The organism is Flavobacterium sp. YO12, from assembly GCF_004119495.1.
GTDB lineage: Bacteria > Bacteroidota > Bacteroidia > Flavobacteriales > Flavobacteriaceae > Flavobacterium.
Window position 1 is genome coordinate 1 of the sequence record NZ_NRQU01000002.1, and the last position, 17,466, is coordinate 17,466.

Here is a 17,466-nt window from a genome sequence, read left to right on the forward strand (position 1 = left end):
AATTGTAAGAATATAAAAACGAGTCGATTGTAGGAATTTGAAATTTTAAGAATTTTTATTTTTAAGTATGTTTTTTCTCTTTTTTGAAAAGTAAAAAAGAGAAATATTTAGTGGTTTTAATAAAAATTTATGCCTTATTTTAATAATCTTAAGTTATTTGTATTTTGTATAAAGAGTAGCGGAACAAGATTGAACAACGTAATCAGAGACGTATATTTTTTCTTTTTCGATTATTGCAGTATTTGGCGGGATTATAGACCAAATTGTTTTTTCTTTTGCAATTTCTCGCCCGTCTGTCATTTTGAGAATAAAAAACAATTTATAAGTTTTTAATTTATGATCAAAAACCGTCGATTTAGAGTTGTTTTTTAGTTCATATTCAATTTCAATTTCTTTGTTTGTGTTTTTCTCAGAAAAGCAAATAGTTTTAACCTGTAAATTAAAATCTTTTTCCTGATCGTCAGCTTGTTGTTTTTCAAAAGCAATGTTTTTTGCTGGCTGATTTGGTACTGATATGCAATTGCAAAAAGCAAGGCAGGTTAAAAAGGGTATTATTTTTTTCATTACTTAGAGAATAACATTAATATTCTCAATATAGATTGATTGTTATATTGATTTTTAAATTTCACATCGATATTCTCTATTTTTTCTCTGGAAAGCGGCATGTAAAATGAATTTATAATTTCATCAAATTTAATGGTCTCTTTCTCATGAAGATTTTTTAGAATAGTACTTCCCATCAAATTGTTGAAGGTTTTTTTATACTGCTTAAAAAGAGATTGATAAATTTTTGGATGTTCCTTGTATTGGCTGTGTCCTTCAGTGGTAAGTTCGTCTGCCAGAAAACCTAAATAAGGAAGGTCTAAAAGTACTCTATTTTGGCTAATTAAGACCATATTAGTCAAGTCTTGAAGATCTTGCTTTTTACTGCTTCTCCCGTAATCAGTAAGAATTCCTGCTTGTTGTATAAAAAGCTTATTTAATTCACGTACAAGTTGTGCTAACTCAGATTCTTTGTTATCAATAGTAGATACTTTTAATCTGTTATATAATACATCTGTTAAATCGTGGATACTATTAGATATTTTCAGGATAGTTTTTTTTTCATCTATATTAAAATTTTTCAAATCGGCAACAAGTAATTCTTTGCTTAAGTCATCGTAGCGTTTTGTTAATTTGAAAAAATAAGCGTCTGTGTTTTTAAAAAACAGACTTTTATCTTGTTCTTTTTCGTTAAAATCGTTAGTTACACTTACTAAAAAGTCATAGAATTTGGAACACGCCAAAACGTTATAAATAACTTCAATACGATTTTTTTTGATAGCCAATTCTTGTTCTGAAACGTTGCTGTTAATGAGAAGGTTGCCTTTTTTATTGGTGAAGTAAACAGCATCAAAATTTTGTTTTTTCGAAAAATCATTTTTTTCAAAATCAATAAAAGCTTTGCCTTCAGCATTCAATAAGAAAGCCATATTTTTGATTTTTTTCTCAGGCATTTCGGCTAAATAGCGATAGTTTTTGTTGTAATCAACAAGTAGTGCTTTGTCTTTAAATTCTATAGCTTTTGCATTATCTCCCAAAGCATAGTAACTGGTTGAGATATTTGCCATTAAAGCCCAATAAATTTTTTTGGTTTTTTTATCGTTTACATCATATTTAGAAACTTCACTTTCCCAAAATTTTATTTTTTCCTCAAGGAGATTTTTTATTTTAAGATAGTTCTCATCTGTGTCTTCTAAATTTCTGGTAAATTCAAAAGCATCCACAGATTGGTTTATTTGGTCAAGATTATCGTCTTTGAATTTGTATAGAGGAAGGGTTTCTTCAATTCTGGTAAAATCAATAGTTTCTTTAATTTCTTTGAAAAAATTGTACAAAACATCTTTGTTATAAAGGTCGTAACAATTTTGGTTAATTGTTCCGCTCGAATTTTTAAGAAGTAATTGTATCTGATTGTTTGCAATTTCTTCTGTTTTAATACTGAAGTTGTTGTAAGCACTTACCTCTGAGATAACTTGAGAGGAGTTAAAATCTTTAGTGTAAACAACTTCGTTTTTTCGTTTTATTGTAAAATTTAGCTTTGAAGTAAAGACGATTTGACCAATATAACTAATGTCATTGCCATTGGTTATTTTTTCTACTTTAGTATCAAGATACGTGCTGATGGGTTGTATAAATAACAAATAGTCGCTCTGTGTTGGAGCGACTATTTCTAAATTTCTTAAACTAAGATTGCGAATCGCATAGGCAGAGACTTGATTGTCTATTACGCCGCGTTCTGTGGGATCTTCTATGATAACACCTATTTTATTGCTTTCTATTTTTACTTTAGGATATTTCCAATCATAAAATGAATATAAGACTTGTTTTGGGCCTTGTGCAAAACAGTTTACAACAAAAAGCAATAAAAAGATTTTTTTTATCATTATTTTTTTAGAGGTCTAATTTAATTGAAAGCTCTTTTAATTGTGCGTCGTCAATTGCTGCAGGAGCATCGATCATAACATCTCGTCCTGAATTATTTTTAGGGAAGGCGATAAAATCTCTAATCGTTTCCTGACCACCTAAAATAGCAACCAATCTATCCAATCCAAAAGCTAAACCTCCATGAGGCGGCGCACCAAATTGGAAAGCGTCCATTAAGAAACCAAATTGAGCTTTTGCTTCTTCTTCAGTAAATCCTAAATATTTAAACATTAACTGTTGTGTCGCTTTATCGTGAATACGAATAGAACCTCCTCCAATTTCATTTCCGTTCAAAACCATATCGTAAGCATTTGCACGCACTTTTCCTGGTTCTGTTTCCAATAAAGCCATATCTTCTGGTTTTGGAGATGTAAATGGGTGGTGCATGGCGTGGTAACGACCGCTTTCTTCGTCAAGTTCTAATAATGGGAAATCTACAACCCATAATGGAGCAAATTCTTCAGGTTTACGTAAACCTAAACGAGTTGCTAATTCCATACGAAGTGCAGAAAGCTGAGCACGGGTTTTGTTTGCTGGACCAGAAAGTACAAAAATCATATCTCCAGGATTTGCTTCTGTTGCTTTTGCCCAGTTTGTTAAATCATCTTGATCGTAGAATTTATCTACAGATGATTTATATGTTCCGTCTTCGTTGCATTTTACATATACCATTCCTGACGCTCCAACTTGCGGACGTTTTACCCAGTCAATTAATCCGTCGATTTCTTTACGAGTATAATTTCCTGCTCCTGGAACAGCAATTCCCACCACTAATTCAGCTGCATTAAATACAGGGAATTCTTTGTGTTGTGCAAATTCATTTAACTCACCAAACTTCATCCCAAAACGAATGTCTGGTTTGTCATTTCCATATGTTTTCATAGCATAGTCGTAGGTAATTCTTGGGAATTTTTCTACTTCAATGCCTTTAATTTCTTTTAATAAATGTCTTGTCAAACCTTCAAAAACATTCAAAATGTCTTCTTGCTCAACAAATGCCATTTCGCAGTCAATTTGAGTAAACTCCGGCTGACGGTCTGCACGTAAATCTTCGTCACGGAAACATTTCACAATTTGGAAATATTTATCCATTCCACCCACCATCAATAATTGTTTGAAAGTCTGCGGAGATTGCGGTAATGCATAAAACTGTCCTTCGTTCATTCGGCTTGGTACAACGAAATCTCTCGCTCCTTCTGGAGTCGATTTGATTAAGTAAGGAGTTTCAACTTCGCAGAAATCTAAATCAGATAGATATTTACGAACTTCCATCGCTACTTTATGACGAAATAATAAGCTGTTTTTTACAGGATTTCTTCTGATATCTAAATAACGGTATTTCATTCTGATATCTTCACCACCGTCAGTTTCATCTTCGATAGTAAATGGAGGCGTTAAAGCAGAGTTTAGAATCGTTAATTCAGAAACTAAAATTTCGATTTCACCAGTTGGAATATTTTTGTTTTTAGCTTCACGTTCAATTACAGTTCCTTTTACCTGAATTACAAATTCACGGCCAAGAGTTTTAGCTAATTCAAAAACGGTTTTATCGGTACGACTTTCGTCGAAAATAAGTTGTGTGATTCCATAACGGTCGCGTAGATCGACCCAATTCATAAATCCTTTATCGCGTGATTTTTGAACCCAGCCCGCAAGTGTAACTTCGGTATTAATATTTGAAGCGTTTAATTCGCCGCAATTATGACTTCTATACATGATCTCAATTTTAGATTGCAAAAGTAAACACAAAAAACAAAATAATATAGTAAAGTGATAACTTGATGCTTATAAATTTTAAAAATTTTGTTAATTCTAAAATTTTGATGTGTAATTTCTTTAGATTTGAATCAGTAAAAACAAATATAAATATCTATGAAAAAACTTTTTGTTACTGGTCTGTTGATATTTGGCACTTTAAGTGTTGTTGGACAATCCAAAAATCAAATAAAATTTACAGCCAAAATTGCGAATAGAAATAGTGACACTCTTGTTATTAGAGGAAAAGATAATTTTAAACAAGTTATTCCGATTAACAAAAAGGAAACTTTTGCGGCTTCTTTTGATGCGCCAAAAGGATTTTATGTGTTTTCAGACGGAACTGAATCGTCTAGGTTATATTTGAAACCAAATTCTGAGGTAAACTTAACCATGAATGCCAAAGAATTTGATGAAACTATTGTTTTCAGCGGTAAAGGTGTTGAGGAGAGTAATTTTTTAGCGCAGCAAGCTTTAAGAAATGAAAAACTAGAGGAAGCGTTCTCTAAAGAACCTGCTGAATTTGCAGCAATATTAGAAGCTAAGAAAAAGACTGATGTTGAAAGTTTAGAGAAAGGAAATTTTGATCCCGAATTTGTTACTGCAATGAAAAGTAATTTTGAACGTTTTAATCAATTCGCAGTTGAGAATTATGAAAGAACGGCAAAAGCAAATAAACTTATCGGTAAGCCTTCTCCAGAGTTTGATTATGAAAATTATAAGGGAGGAAAAACAAAACTATCTGATTTAAAAGGGAAGTATGTTTATATTGATCTTTGGGCTACATGGTGTGCGCCATGCAGAGCCGAAATTCCTTACCTGCAAAAAATTGAAGAGAAATATCATGGAAAAAATATTGAGTTTGTGAGTATTTCTATCGATAAAGCAAAAGACAATGAAAAATGGAAAAAGTTTGTAGCAGATAAAAATCTTGGTGGTGTACAATTGTTTGCTGATAAAGATTGGGAATCTGAATTTGTTGTTAATTATGGTGTAATGGGAATTCCGAGATTTATCTTGATTGATCCAAAAGGAAACATTGTGAGTTCTGATGCTGAAAGACCTTCGTCTCCAGACCTTCAAAAGCAATTAGATTCGTTATTAAATTAATTTAAGGATTAAATTTACATCGTTATCGTAATTTTAGTTTTTGATCAAAATACCAGTAAAACCAGTGCTTGAGCGCTGGTTTTTTTGTTTTAGGTAAAATTCCAATGTTAAGTTTTCACTCAATGTTACCAAATTGTTAAGTAAAAGTTTTTTTAATGTAAACAAATAAGTATATTTGATAAAGATTTCGAAAACATTAATACCTAAAGATATGAAAAAGAGTATAATTTTAGCGGCGCTATTGTTCACTGGAATAGTAGTGGCACAAGAAGCAAAACCAGAATTAGAAGCTGTTGGGAACAAGGTAAAAGCTATTTATTATTATGATAATGGCAATGTTCAACAAGAAGGCTTCTTTAAGGATGGTAAATTAGACGGTGTCTGGGTATCTTATGACGAAAAAGGACATAAAAAAGCCGTTGGAGAATACACAGACGGAGTGAAAACTGGAAAATGGATTTTCTTTAATGAAAACAATTTAAGCGAAGTTGCTTATGTTGACAATAAAGTTAGCTCAGTTAAAAACTTACAGAAAAATGCTTTAGCAAATAGAAACTAATTTTGTTTCTAGCAATTTATAAGAAACCGCTTCTAATGAGCGGTTTTTTTATTTTTAGATTTTTTTCTTCTTCCAAACCAAATCACAAAGCCTGTTACGGGGAGCGCGGAAGCAATTAGACTGACGGTAAAAGCAATAATTTTTCCAGGTAAATCTAAGACTTGTCCTGTATGAATGCCATAATTCATTTCGACAACTTTCAGACCTAAGCTTTTGGTATGATATGGATCGCTTTGAATTAATTTTCCATCATAAGGATGAAAGTAGTAATTGCTTTGATGATCGTATCTTAATGTATGCGGATATGCTCCTGTGTTAATGAGGTCTCCTTTTTGCTGCGGAAGCGTTACAAAGAGCATTTCGGCTTTTGGCTGCATTTTTAGGGTTTGAATAAAAGCACGATCTACCGCTGTGATTGAATTAGAGTTAAATTTTGTTGTATCGATTATGGGCGCTTTTGTTTCAACTGCTTTGTCGCCTCCAAAATTAAAGGTTTTGTATATTCCGTCGCCAACCCATTCGTATGTAAATGTTAAACCAGTTATGGCAAGAATAAAAGCGATCAATGCAATGTAAAAACCAGATGTATTGTGCCAGTCATAATTAACACGACGCCATTTTGCAGACCATTTTATGGTAAAACTTCTTTTAATATCGCTTCTTCTTTTAGGCCACCACTGAATTATTCCAGAAATTAATAACAGAATAAAAATAATTGTCGAAACGCCAATAATATGTTTTCCAATATAATCAGGCAGTAATAAATACAAGTGAATATATTCGACAATAATAAAAAAGTCAGTTTTTGGGTTCTCGGTTTTTAGATATTTACCAGTGTATGGATTAAAATAGAGATATAAATTTTCAGTATCAGAATACGTATAAACAATAGCCGAGCGATTTTGTCCGTAGTAAGAAACCATGCTCGATTTGTTTTTCGGGACAATTTCTTTTGCTTTTTGCTGCAAAACCGATGGCATCAAAAAAGGTTTATTCTGCGGCTCAACAAAACGCCATTCTTTTCGAGTAATGTCTTTTATTTCGTCATGGAAACAAAAAATGCAACCCGTAATACAAACAATAAAAACAATAAGCCCGGAAATTAATCCGAGCCATTTATGTAAAAAACGTATTTGTTTTGTAAATCCCATTTTTTGATTAAAAACGTAAAAGTATACGCAAAATCTATAGGTGACAAATTATTTAAGCTAATTTTTAAACTGTCGCTTTTTTAGGTTTTAAATGATAAGCCGTATAAAGAGTTATGGAAGCTAGAACAATCCAGAAAACATCAATGAAAAAGATTTGAATTTTATTTTCCATAAACGAATTCCAAAACCAATTTCCAGAAACAATTCCGTTTGTAATTGGAATTAAAAAACCTAAAATACTTCCTGAAATAAGACATGATTTATTGGTAAAGGCATCATTCTTTTTAATGATAAAGAATATGGTAAGCAATAACCATCCCCCAAAATAAACAAGAAAAAGATTGTCCTTAGTTAATGGGTAAAAAACTTTTGCCACGATAAAAGCAAGTGCCGTGATTGGGTACATGCTTAAGCAAATGGCCAGATAAATGCGAACAACAGCTGCGTTAAAACGTCTTTTCTTTTCGGGCAGATTATTTTTTTGTCTGGCAACTAGCCAAATCATAACTCCTGAAATAATTACAAAACAAGTTATTATACCTAGAACAAAGCTTACTATTTTTAAGGCATAACCTCCGTAGTCGCCATAATGAACTCGATATAAAACATTTTTTACAACATCAATGTAAGTGGTTTGTGTAACTGGATTTTTTCTGGCAATTTCCTTTCCGTCAGAAATACGGTAAACCACTTTTCCAATTCCAGTAAATTTTTTATGATTTGGTAATTCGCCTTCTACTAAAACGTGCATGTTTGCATCGCCGTAATTTTGAATAAATACTCGTGTAATCTCAAAATCAGACCAGTTGTTTTTTGCTTTAACAACTAATTTATTGATGTCAAAAGGTGAGGCTAATTTATTGTTATCGAATTTATAATCAGGATCGTTATATTCTAATTCTTTGTATAATTTATCCTGATCGCCTTTGTATAATGCCATTACAGCGGGCGCGACAATTAGAAGTTTAATCATAAAAAATGCACCTGTTACAGCATAAACAAATTGAAAGGGAAGTCCGATCATTCCTAATGCTGTATGAGCATCTGTCCATAACGTTTTTAATTTTTCTTTTGGACGGAAAATATAGAAGTTAGAGACAATTTTGTTCCAATGCAGTAAAAGTCCTGTTATGATTGCAAATAAGAAAAACAAAGCTGTAAATCCTGAAAGATAGTATCCAACTGGATAAGGAATCTGTGCCAAGAAATGCAAACGATACAAAAATTCTCCTAAAGAATATGATTCGTCGTAAGTGAATGATTTAAAGTTTTTAGTATCTAGATAAAAGAATGATCCTTCTTTTTGTTTGGCTGGAGCCAAAGTATCTTTGGTACCTTCCATATAAACCGCGACTCTATTTTGAACAGATGGTTTAGATATGGTAATATTTCTTCCGTGTAAAACGTGTTTTTTGTCAAGATTTTCTAATGCGCTATTGTAGTCTAATTTGATTTCGCTTGTAACAGCGGTAGATTCACTTCTTTCCCAATTGATGATTTCATCTCTAAAAAAAGAAAAGGACCCCGCAAAAAAGATCACAAAAAGTACAACGCTGATGACAATACCGCTGACAGTATGTGTATGAAAATAGATATTATAGTGACGATTGTTCATGGGTTATTGCACTGCTGGGTTATAGGTTTGACCAAGATAAATAAGTAGAGAAAAAACTAAGGAAAGTAAAATGTAAATGCCCCAGATTTTCCATCCGCTTTTTGCTAAAAATGCAATAACCATTAAAACAACCCAAAGTATGAATCCGCTAAAAGCCATTGTCATTAATACTTCAGGGCGACTAAACCATGATGCTAATGCTAAATGAAATGTTGTAGAAACAAGATAACCGCCAAGTATTGCGGCAGTTATTTTGGCAAAACGCGGCCAAAATGCAGGGGTTAAATATTTTGAGTTTGCTGGCATTGGTTAGTTATGGTTTAATAATAATAAAATTCTAATAGAGCAATAATAATTAGTACAGCTATTAGTGCTTTGCTGTTTACTTTTTTTAATGGTGCAAGAATGATAATCAGACTTCCAATTGTCATTAATTGAATAAAAAACATTAAGGTGCCACAGCCAAAAGATTGAGTAATAAGCCAAATGGCATAAGCAGTAACTAAAAGAACTAATCCGGTAATTTTGGTTTGCTTTGGATTTTTTTTCATCCATTTTTCAAAACCTAAATCATAAGATAAAACGGCTCTTTTTGAGGTGTAATAAAGTGTATAAAAAGCTAAAAAAACGATAAGACTGGCTATTGTTATCATAATTTCATAGAATTTAAAAAACACCTTTCTCTTTAACCGAAAGGTGTTTTGTTATTTGTTTATTAGAATCTATAAGAGAAACTTGCGATCAAAGCTCTGGCATCTTTTGGATGTACTGTTGACCATCCATCATATATTTCTTTGTTTGTAATGTTGTTTAATTTAAGTGTGATTGTAAATTTTTCAACATTGTAAAACAGCGATGAATTTAAAGCTGTATAGGCTGGTATTGTAAATGTTCCTGCAAGATTTCTGTTCATGATCATGTTATCACCAACATAATTTCCTCCAAAGCCTAAACCAAAACCTCTAAGTAACCCGTTTGTAAATTTGTAACTAGCCCAAAGGTTTGCCAGGTTTCTTGGTCCTGAATCTTCAGATCTGTGACCTACAAAATCCGGATCTCCTTTTGTTAAAACAGCATCATTATAACTGTACCCTAAAACAATATTTAAACCATTAATTGGGTTTGCAACAAACTCTGCTTCAAAACCTTTATTTCTCTGAGCTCCATTTTGATATGAAGTCTGATCGTTTGGCAATTCAGCTGTTGGATCTGCAGGATCTATATAAGGAGTTTCTATTACATAAACTTTATCAGAAACTTGGATGTCATAATAGCTGAAAGTAGCGTATAGTTTGTCTTTAAACAGGTTCAATTTAGTTCCAACTTCAAATTGGTTGGCACGCTCAGGATTAAATATAACCGGTGTTGTTACATTCGAAATACGGTTTTGTCCCGGAGCAACATTTACGAATCCATTCATGTAATTAGCAAAAATGGAAACTTTGTCTAAAATTGGCTGATACACTAATCCTAATTTTGGAGAAAAAGCAGTTTGGTTGTATCCTTCATTTTTGGCATTCATGAAACGGTCAGCACGTAAACTTAACATTGCAGAAAATGCAGGTGTAAAGTTGATGACGTCAGAAACGTAAGCGCTATAAACTTCTTGTTTTGTGTTATTGTTATTTCTTGGGCTGTTTGCAATAAGAGCGTCTGATCCTGCTTTTGTTAAATCTCCAGAATCTCCGTTTGTTTGTTTTCCAATAATGTTGTTAAACGTTTGTAAGTCATTTCCAATGTACACAAGACCATTTGCAACATATCCTGAACTGCGATCAGAAGATGTTCTTTTGAAATAATCAAAGCCTACAACGATTCTGTTTCTGAAATTTCCAATTTTGAAATCACCATTAAAGTTCTGCTGGATATCTGTTGTTATATTTTGATTGTCCTGATCTGTAAATTGTCTGCCTAATACAATTCCATCTTTAAGTGATTTGAAAAGAGGGTTACTTGTACCTTCGTATAAATAAGTATAATTTCCTTGTGATTTTGCTGAACTCGTAGAAAACACAGTTTGAGAACTCCATTGCTCAGAAAGTTTATAATTCATTTGAGCCTGAATATTGTATGATGGAGTTTTCATTGTTAGTTCATTACTCGTGTAAGAACGTTTATTGTCGTAATTTAACTCTTTAATATTATGAACTCTTAATGGATTCCCTCTATCTAAAAACAACATAGTTGGGTTTGTAGCTTCGCTGCTCATAAATTCAGTGTTCATTAAGAATGATAATCTATCATTTACTTCATAAGATAACGAAGGTGCTATAAAATAAGATTCTTTGAAACCTGCATCCTGAAAACTTTCTTGTTTACTGTAAGCTGAATTTACTCTGAAGTTTAAAGTCTTTTTATCATTAAGAGGTGTGTTTAAATCTACAACTGCACGGTGTAAACCATAGCTCCCGGTTGTGTAATTTACTTCTCCTCCAAATGTTTTATAAGGTCTTTTTGTAGTGGTATTAATTAAACCTCCGTAAGAGATCAAACTGCTTCCAAACAAAGTTCCTGATGGTCCTCTGATAATTTCAATTCTGTCAATATTGGCTGGATCTAAACTTCCGTTTGTTAAACCAGGTAAACCATTAACCATTGTTGGCTGAACCGGGAATCCTCTTAAAGAGTAATAAGCGGCTCCGTCTCCGGCACGTCCTGTTGCGGCCCAAAGCGGTGTAATACCAGATGCATTTTTTAAAGCATCATCAAAATTAGTTACAACTTGTTCTTTTAATAATTCTCCTGTAATCGTAGTATATACTTGTGGATTTTCAAGATTTTTAAGAGGTAATCTTGATACTTGTTGGTTATCTTTACGAACAAAACGATTTTTTCTGCCATTTACCACAACTTCAGTTAATTCTTCAGAGTTTGAGGTGATGTTAAAGTTTGCTGTCAGCTCTTCACCTACATTAACTGTTATTTTTTTCTCTGTTGATGAATATCCAACAGCCGAAACTTTTAAAGTGTATGTTCCTGGTTTTACATTTTTAATTTTATAATTACCGTTTTCATCAGTAATTGTCCCAAATCTGGTTCCTTTTAAAGCAATTGAAATTGCTTCTGCTGAATCGTCGCTGCTTACTGTGATTTTTCCCTTTACAGTTGCTTTTTCTTGGGCTGAGATAGTTACGCTTGCTAGAAGAAAAAAACAAAAGCTCAAAAGAGAAATTGTGAATTTATATTTCATTACTATTTAGAATTGATTTTAATAGCGCAAATTTAAACACTGATAAGCAACTATACAAGTTATTTTTATTTATTCTAAATTAAATCTTTTTTAAAGATTAAAATTTCCATTTCTGTAAAAAATTAACACCATAAGCAAGATTTAAGCTAATAGTAAGAAAAAAAGCCTGTTCAAATGAATGAACAGGCTTTTTGATTTTATTTAAAAATAATGAAATTACAATTCTAAAGCACGTTTAGCATCTCCGTTCATTAATAATTCTAAAGGATTTTCTAATGCTTCTTTCACAGCAACTAAGAAACCAACAGACTCACGACCGTCAATAATTCTGTGGTCATAAGAAAGAGCTACGTACATCATTGGGTGAATTTCAACTTTTCCGTTTACAGCAATTGGACGCTCAATAATATTGTGCATTCCTAAAATTCCTGATTGAGGAGGGTTGATGATTGGAGTAGATAACATACTTCCAAAAACTCCACCGTTTGTGATTGTAAAAGTTCCTCCAGTCATATCGTCAACAGTAATTTGACCATCACGAGCTCTTAAAGCTAATCTTTTGATTTCAGCTTCAATTCCACGGAAAGTTAATAGTTCAGCATTACGAACAACAGGAACCATTAAACCTTTTGGTCCAGAAACCGCGATTGAGATGTCAGCAAAATCATAAGCGATTTTGTAGTCACCATCCATCATTGAGTTAACATCTGGGTATAATTGTAAAGCTCTTGTAACTGCTTTTGTAAAGAAGGACATGAAACCTAAACCTAAACCACCATGTTTTGCTTTGAAAGCATCTTTGTATTCATTACGAATTTGGTTGATTGGTGTCATGTTTACTTCGTTGAAAGTAGTAAGCATAGCCGTTTCGTTTTTAGCCGAAACTAATCTTTCTGCTACTTTACGACGTAACATAGATAATTTTGTACGCTCAGTTCCACGGCTTCCTCCAGTTGGAGTTCCCATAGAAGGTACTGCATTTACAGCATCATCTTTAGTAATTCTTCCGCCTTTTCCAGTTCCAGAAACTGTTGCAGGAGCAATGTTTTTTTCGTCTAATATTTTTCTTGCTGCAGGAGATGGAGTTCCAGCTGCATAACTTGTTGCTGCTGGAGCCGGTGCCGCTTTTGGAGCTTCGGCTTTTGGTGCCTCAGCTTTTGGAGCTTCAGCTGCTGGAGCCGCAGATGCGCCGCCTGCAGGTTTTGCTGCATCAGTATCAATTAAACAAACTACAGCGCCTACTGCTACTGTATCACCTTCTTCAGCTTTTAGCGTAATAACTCCGCTCATTTCAGCAGGTAATTCAAGAGTAGCTTTATCTGAATCAACTTCAGCAATAGCTTGATCTTTTTCTACATAATCTCCGTCTTTTACTAACCAAGTTGCAATTTCAACTTCTTTTATTGATTCCCCTGGTGATGGGACTTTCATTTCTAAAATCATCTTTGTTTTTGTTTAAGGTTTGTATTGCTTAAGATTTAGAGAGTTTGGCTGGTCTTTAATTCTTAAACGTTAAACTAATTTTTTATCTGAATAAATTTTTATCGAATACCATTCTAATTGCATCTGCATGACGACGTTTTGCACGTGTGTAACTTCCTGATGCTGGAGCAGAGTATGCTTTTAATGATGCTAATCTCCATTTTACTAGATCAAAGTTCATTAACATAAAGCTGTAAGCTCCCATGTTTTTAGGTTCTTCCTGAGCCCAAACGTAATCATCAGCATTTGGATATTTTGCAATGATTTCTTTGATTTGTTCAACTGGGAAAGGGAATAATTGCTCGATACGAACAACTGCAACATCATTTCTTCCGTTGTTTTCTCTTTCTGCAACAATATCATAATAGAATTTACCAGTACAGAAAACTAAAGTTTTTACTTTCTTTTTATCTACTGTATTATCGTCAATTGTTTCTTGGAAACTACCGTTTGCTAATTCATCTACCGTTGATACGCATCTTGGATCACGTAATAAACTTTTTGGAGAGAAAACAACTAATGGTTTACGGAAATTCGTTTTCATTTGTCTTCTCAACAAGTGGAAGAAGTTTGCTGGCGTTGTACAATCAGCAACATACATATTATGTCTTGCGCAAAGTTGTAAGTAACGCTCCATTCTTGCAGAAGAGTGTTCAGCACCTTGTCCTTCATATCCGTGAGGTAATAATAAAACAATACCATTTTGGTTGTTCCATTTGTCTTCACCACAAGAAATGTATTGGTCAATCATAATTTGAGCTCCGTTAGAGAAATCTCCAAATTGCGCTTCCCAAATTGTTAAGGCTTTTGGATTTGCTAATGCGTATCCGTAATCAAAACCAAGAACACCATATTCTGATAAAAGAGAGTTGAATACACCGAATTTTCCTTTTTTGTTTTCAATAGAATTCAATAGGATTACTTCTTCTTCAGAATCTTCAACTTTAACTACAGCATGACGGTGAGAGAAAGTTCCTCTTTCAACATCTTGACCAGAAATACGAACATCAAATCCTTCTGTTAAAAGCGATCCGTAAGCAAGTGCTTCTGCAGTTCCCCAATCAAGAGTATTATTGTCATATCCTGTTTTTCTATCAGTAACAATTTTACTTATTTTATTGATGAACTTTTTGTCTGATGGTAATGTTGAGATGGTATTGATGATTGAATCCAATCCTTTTTTGTCAAAAGTAGTGTCTACTTTCTCTAACATTTGTGTATCTGTTACTTGAACAAATCCGTCCCATTCATTTTTCATGAATGGAGTAATGATTGTTAAGTCTTTTTTACGAGAAGCTTCTAAGTTCTCTTCTAAAGCAGATTTGTATTCTTTTTCTAAACCATTTACATAAGAGGCATCGATTACGCCGTCAGACAATAATTTCTCTGCGTAAATGTCTCTTGGGTTTTTATGTTTAGCAATGATTTTATATAATACCGGTTGTGTAAAACGAGGCTCATCACCTTCGTTGTGACCATATTTTCTGTATCCTAATAAATCGATAAATACGTCACGTCCAAACTGCATTCTGTAGTCTAATGCAAAAGATACTGCATGTACAACAGCTTCAGCGTCGTCAGCATTTACGTGTAATACTGGTGATAAAGTTACTTTAGCAACGTCTGTACAGTAAGTAGAGGAACGTGCGTCTAAATAGTTTGTTGTAAAACCAACTTGGTTGTTGATTACAATATGGATTGTTCCTCCAGTTTTGTAACCATCAAGCTGAGCCATTTGAATGATCTCATACAATATGCCTTGTCCTGCGATTGCAGCATCTCCGTGTACAGCGATAGGCAATACTTTAGAGAAATCATCAGCATAATATTTATCTTGTTTAGCTCTTGTGATTCCTTCAATTACAGCTCCAACAGTTTCTAAGTGAGAAGGGTTTGGTGCTAAATTGATGTTGATGTTTTTTCCTGATCTTGTTTTTTTGTCAGCCGTAAGACCTAAGTGGTATTTTACGTCACCGTCAAAATATTCTTGATCGTAATCTTTACCGTCAAATTCACCAAAAATATCTTGAGTCGATTTTCCGAAGATGTTTGCCAAAACGTTCAAACGGCCACGGTGAGCCATTCCCATTACGAATTGTTCAACACCTTTTTCAGCAGCTTGCTCGATCAAAGCATCTAAAGCAGGAATGATAGATTCTCCACCTTCTAACGAGAAACGTTTTTGTCCAACATATTTAGTATGAAGGAAGTTCTCGAAAGAAACGGCTTGATTTAATTTATTTAAGATTGTTTTCTTTTCTTCTGTAGAGAAATTAGGCTGATTAACATTTACAGATAATTTATCTTGAATCCATTTTACAACGCCAGGATTTCTGATATACATATACTCAATACCAATATGCTGGCAGTAAATAGCTTGAAGACGATTTACGATGTCCTGCAATGAAGAAGGTGTCATTCCAATTGTTTGTGCAGCATCAAAAACAGTAGAAAGATCAGCAGTTGATAATCCGAAATTTTCGATGTCTAAAGTTGGAGATGAAGTTCTACGATCACGAACAGGGTTTGTTTTTGTAAACAAATGTCCGCGAGTACGGTATCCGTCAATTAATTTTAGTACGTTGAATTCTTTTTGCAGTTTTTCTGAAACCAAACTGCAGTCCGCGTTGCCGCTAGTCACATATTCAACAATCTGTTGAACTGGATTTTCGTCATTATAAACCGTCTGTCCAAAGTCGAAACCTTGAAAAAAACTTCTCCAGCTTGGCTCTACGCTGTCTGGGTTTACTAAATATTGATCGTATAATTGTGCGAAAAACTCTGTATGCGCTGCATTTAAAAATGAAAACCTATCCATAATATTAGTGAATATACTTTTTGTTAAATAGAATGGCAAAAGTACAACAATCGCCTTTATTTAAATCTTTTTTTTACGTACTTTTACGTAAAAATTTGTTAAAAATAGACTTAACTATGAATAAAATTCAATTTTCAATCGATTGCAGATCTTTTTTTGTGATTATAGCAGTCTTGTTTTCCAGTTTTACATTTGCACAGCAGAAGTATGTTATAGACAACAGTAATCATTTTTGGGACAAGGTTCAATTTGGAGGCGGACTTGGTGTTGGAATTGGTTCTGGTTATACCGATATTTCTGTAATGCCAAGTGCAATTTACAATGTCAACCCAATTGTATCGGTTGGTGTAGGATTGCAATTTGGTTATTTGTCTTCTAAAAATTATTATGATTCATTTGTTTATGGAGGAAGTTTAGTTACACTTGTAAACCCGATTCCAGAAATTCAATTGTCAGCAGAGTTAGAGCAGGTAAGAGTGAATACAGATTATGATTCGACTCCATACAGGCCAAGTTATTCAGATAATTATTGGAATACTGCTTTGTATCTTGGTGCTGGTTACAGAACTGGAAGTGTTACCATTGGTGCGCGATACGATGTTTTGTATGATCCTGATAGAAGTCTTTACGGATCTGGTTTTATGCCTTTTGTGAGAGTTTATTTCTAAGGGGTTAAGGTTCTGAGATGCTAAGATTCTAAGGTTTTAAATGTGGAAATTTGAAGAAGATTATTTTTATAATTACAGTAATTGTGGCTTTGAGCTGTAACAATTCTAAGAAGTCAGATGTTGATAATAAAGAGGAAGTGGTTGCAAAAAAAAAGTTGCGACCTTTTTTTGATTCGGATGAAATCAATCATTATTTTGTGGATTATACTCTTGAAAGCATAATTGATTTTGAGGAAAAAAGTAAAAAATCAAAAAAACATCGGGAGTTTGAAGATTTATTTATGGGATATTTTCCTGATAGTATTCCTAAAAGAGATTTTGAAGAAATTTTGATAAGTCATAATTACAAGAAGTCGAATCTTACTATTAGACAGCAAAAGGAAATTGAAAATGTATTCAGTCAAAAAGATTCTCTACAAATGAGTGCTTATGCCTGTGTTCCTGAGTATCGGGATATTTTTATCTTCAAAAAGAAAGAAAAGACAATTGGGATAGCAAAAATCTGTTTTAAATGTGGTCGTTTCCAAATTATCGGGAGTGAAATTGATACCCAGTATTTTGGACTTTTTGAGGAATTAGATAAATTACAAAAGATTGTGCGTTTCAATGATAAAAAAACTTAGAATCTCAGCACCTTAGTACCTCAGCACCT

At 33.3% G+C, this 17,466-nt stretch carries 14 protein-coding genes; 4 read left to right on the plus strand and 10 right to left on the minus strand.

What is annotated here, in order from left to right:
• Positions 1–153: 153 nt before the first annotated feature.
• The 3 genes from BOW55_RS00660 to aspS are packed head-to-tail and all read right to left on the minus strand — an operon-like array spanning position 154 to position 4,182.
• Positions 154–564 (minus strand): hypothetical protein, encoded by a 411-nt coding sequence (locus tag BOW55_RS00660; protein ID WP_129022540.1) that lies wholly within the window; start codon positions 562–564, stop codon positions 154–156.
• The gene (locus tag BOW55_RS00665; protein ID WP_129022541.1) at positions 564–2,426 is read right to left on the minus strand and encodes a hypothetical protein; all 1,863 of its coding nucleotides are present in this window, start codon (positions 2,424–2,426) and stop codon (positions 564–566) included. The genes BOW55_RS00660 and BOW55_RS00665 overlap by 1 nt, the downstream gene beginning before the upstream one ends.
• A 7-nt stretch (positions 2,427–2,433) precedes the next feature.
• Positions 2,434–4,182, minus strand: a complete 1,749-nt coding sequence (gene aspS, locus BOW55_RS00670) for an aspartate--tRNA ligase (protein ID WP_129022542.1) — start codon at positions 4,180–4,182, stop codon at positions 2,434–2,436.
• Between the two features lie 156 nt (positions 4,183–4,338).
• Between aspS and BOW55_RS00675 the strand changes: the two genes are divergently transcribed.
• Both BOW55_RS00675 and BOW55_RS00680 read left to right on the plus strand, forming a co-directional pair.
• Positions 4,339–5,331 (plus strand): TlpA disulfide reductase family protein, encoded by a 993-nt coding sequence (locus BOW55_RS00675; protein ID WP_129022543.1) that lies wholly within the window; start codon positions 4,339–4,341, stop codon positions 5,329–5,331.
• A gap of 211 nt (positions 5,332–5,542) precedes the next feature.
• Positions 5,543–5,890 carry a toxin-antitoxin system YwqK family antitoxin gene (locus tag BOW55_RS00680; protein ID WP_129022544.1) on the plus strand — a complete coding sequence of 116 codons (348 nt, stop codon included), beginning with the start codon at positions 5,543–5,545 and terminating at the stop codon, positions 5,888–5,890.
• A 32-nt stretch (positions 5,891–5,922) separates the two neighbouring features.
• Here the strand turns inward: BOW55_RS00680 and BOW55_RS00685 are convergent, their stop codons facing one another.
• The 7 genes from BOW55_RS00685 to BOW55_RS00715 all read right to left on the minus strand — a co-directional run bounded on the left by BOW55_RS00685 (position 5,923) and on the right by BOW55_RS00715 (position 16,146).
• Positions 5,923–7,041, minus strand: coding sequence for a PepSY domain-containing protein (locus BOW55_RS00685; RefSeq protein ID WP_129022545.1), 1,119 nt, complete (start codon positions 7,039–7,041; stop codon positions 5,923–5,925).
• 64 nt (positions 7,042–7,105) lie between these two features.
• Complete coding sequence (locus BOW55_RS00690) at positions 7,106–8,656, minus strand: PepSY domain-containing protein (protein WP_129022546.1); 1,551 nt, start codon at positions 8,654–8,656, stop codon at positions 7,106–7,108.
• A 3-nt stretch (positions 8,657–8,659) separates the two neighbouring features.
• A complete protein-coding gene (locus tag BOW55_RS00695) occupies positions 8,660–8,962 on the minus strand; it encodes a hypothetical protein (RefSeq protein ID WP_129022547.1) in 303 nt (100 codons plus the stop codon).
• 14 nt (positions 8,963–8,976) lie between these two features.
• Positions 8,977–9,309: a hypothetical protein gene (locus BOW55_RS00700; protein ID WP_129022548.1), complete on the minus strand. Its 333-nt coding sequence runs from the start codon at positions 9,307–9,309 to the stop codon at positions 8,977–8,979.
• A 62-nt stretch (positions 9,310–9,371) separates the two neighbouring features.
• On the minus strand, positions 9,372–11,846 hold the full coding sequence (locus BOW55_RS00705; protein WP_129022549.1) for a TonB-dependent receptor: 2,475 nt from the start codon (positions 11,844–11,846) through the stop codon (positions 9,372–9,374).
• Positions 11,847–12,062: 216 nt separating this feature from the next.
• Positions 12,063–13,289, minus strand: a complete 1,227-nt coding sequence (gene odhB, locus BOW55_RS00710; protein WP_129022550.1) for a 2-oxoglutarate dehydrogenase complex dihydrolipoyllysine-residue succinyltransferase — start codon at positions 13,287–13,289, stop codon at positions 12,063–12,065.
• An 82-nt stretch (positions 13,290–13,371) separates the two neighbouring features.
• Positions 13,372–16,146, minus strand: coding sequence for a 2-oxoglutarate dehydrogenase E1 component (locus tag BOW55_RS00715; protein WP_129022551.1), 2,775 nt, complete (start codon positions 16,144–16,146; stop codon positions 13,372–13,374).
• Positions 16,147–16,262: 116 nt separating this feature from the next.
• Between BOW55_RS00715 and BOW55_RS00720 the strand changes: the two genes are divergently transcribed.
• The gene (locus BOW55_RS00720) at positions 16,263–16,814 is read left to right on the plus strand and encodes a hypothetical protein (RefSeq protein ID WP_129022552.1); all 552 of its coding nucleotides are present in this window, start codon (positions 16,263–16,265) and stop codon (positions 16,812–16,814) included.
• A gap of 50 nt (positions 16,815–16,864) precedes the next feature.
• The gene (locus tag BOW55_RS00725; RefSeq protein WP_129022553.1) at positions 16,865–17,437 is read left to right on the plus strand and encodes a hypothetical protein; all 573 of its coding nucleotides are present in this window, start codon (positions 16,865–16,867) and stop codon (positions 17,435–17,437) included.
• The last annotated feature ends 29 nt before the right edge of the window (positions 17,438–17,466 follow it).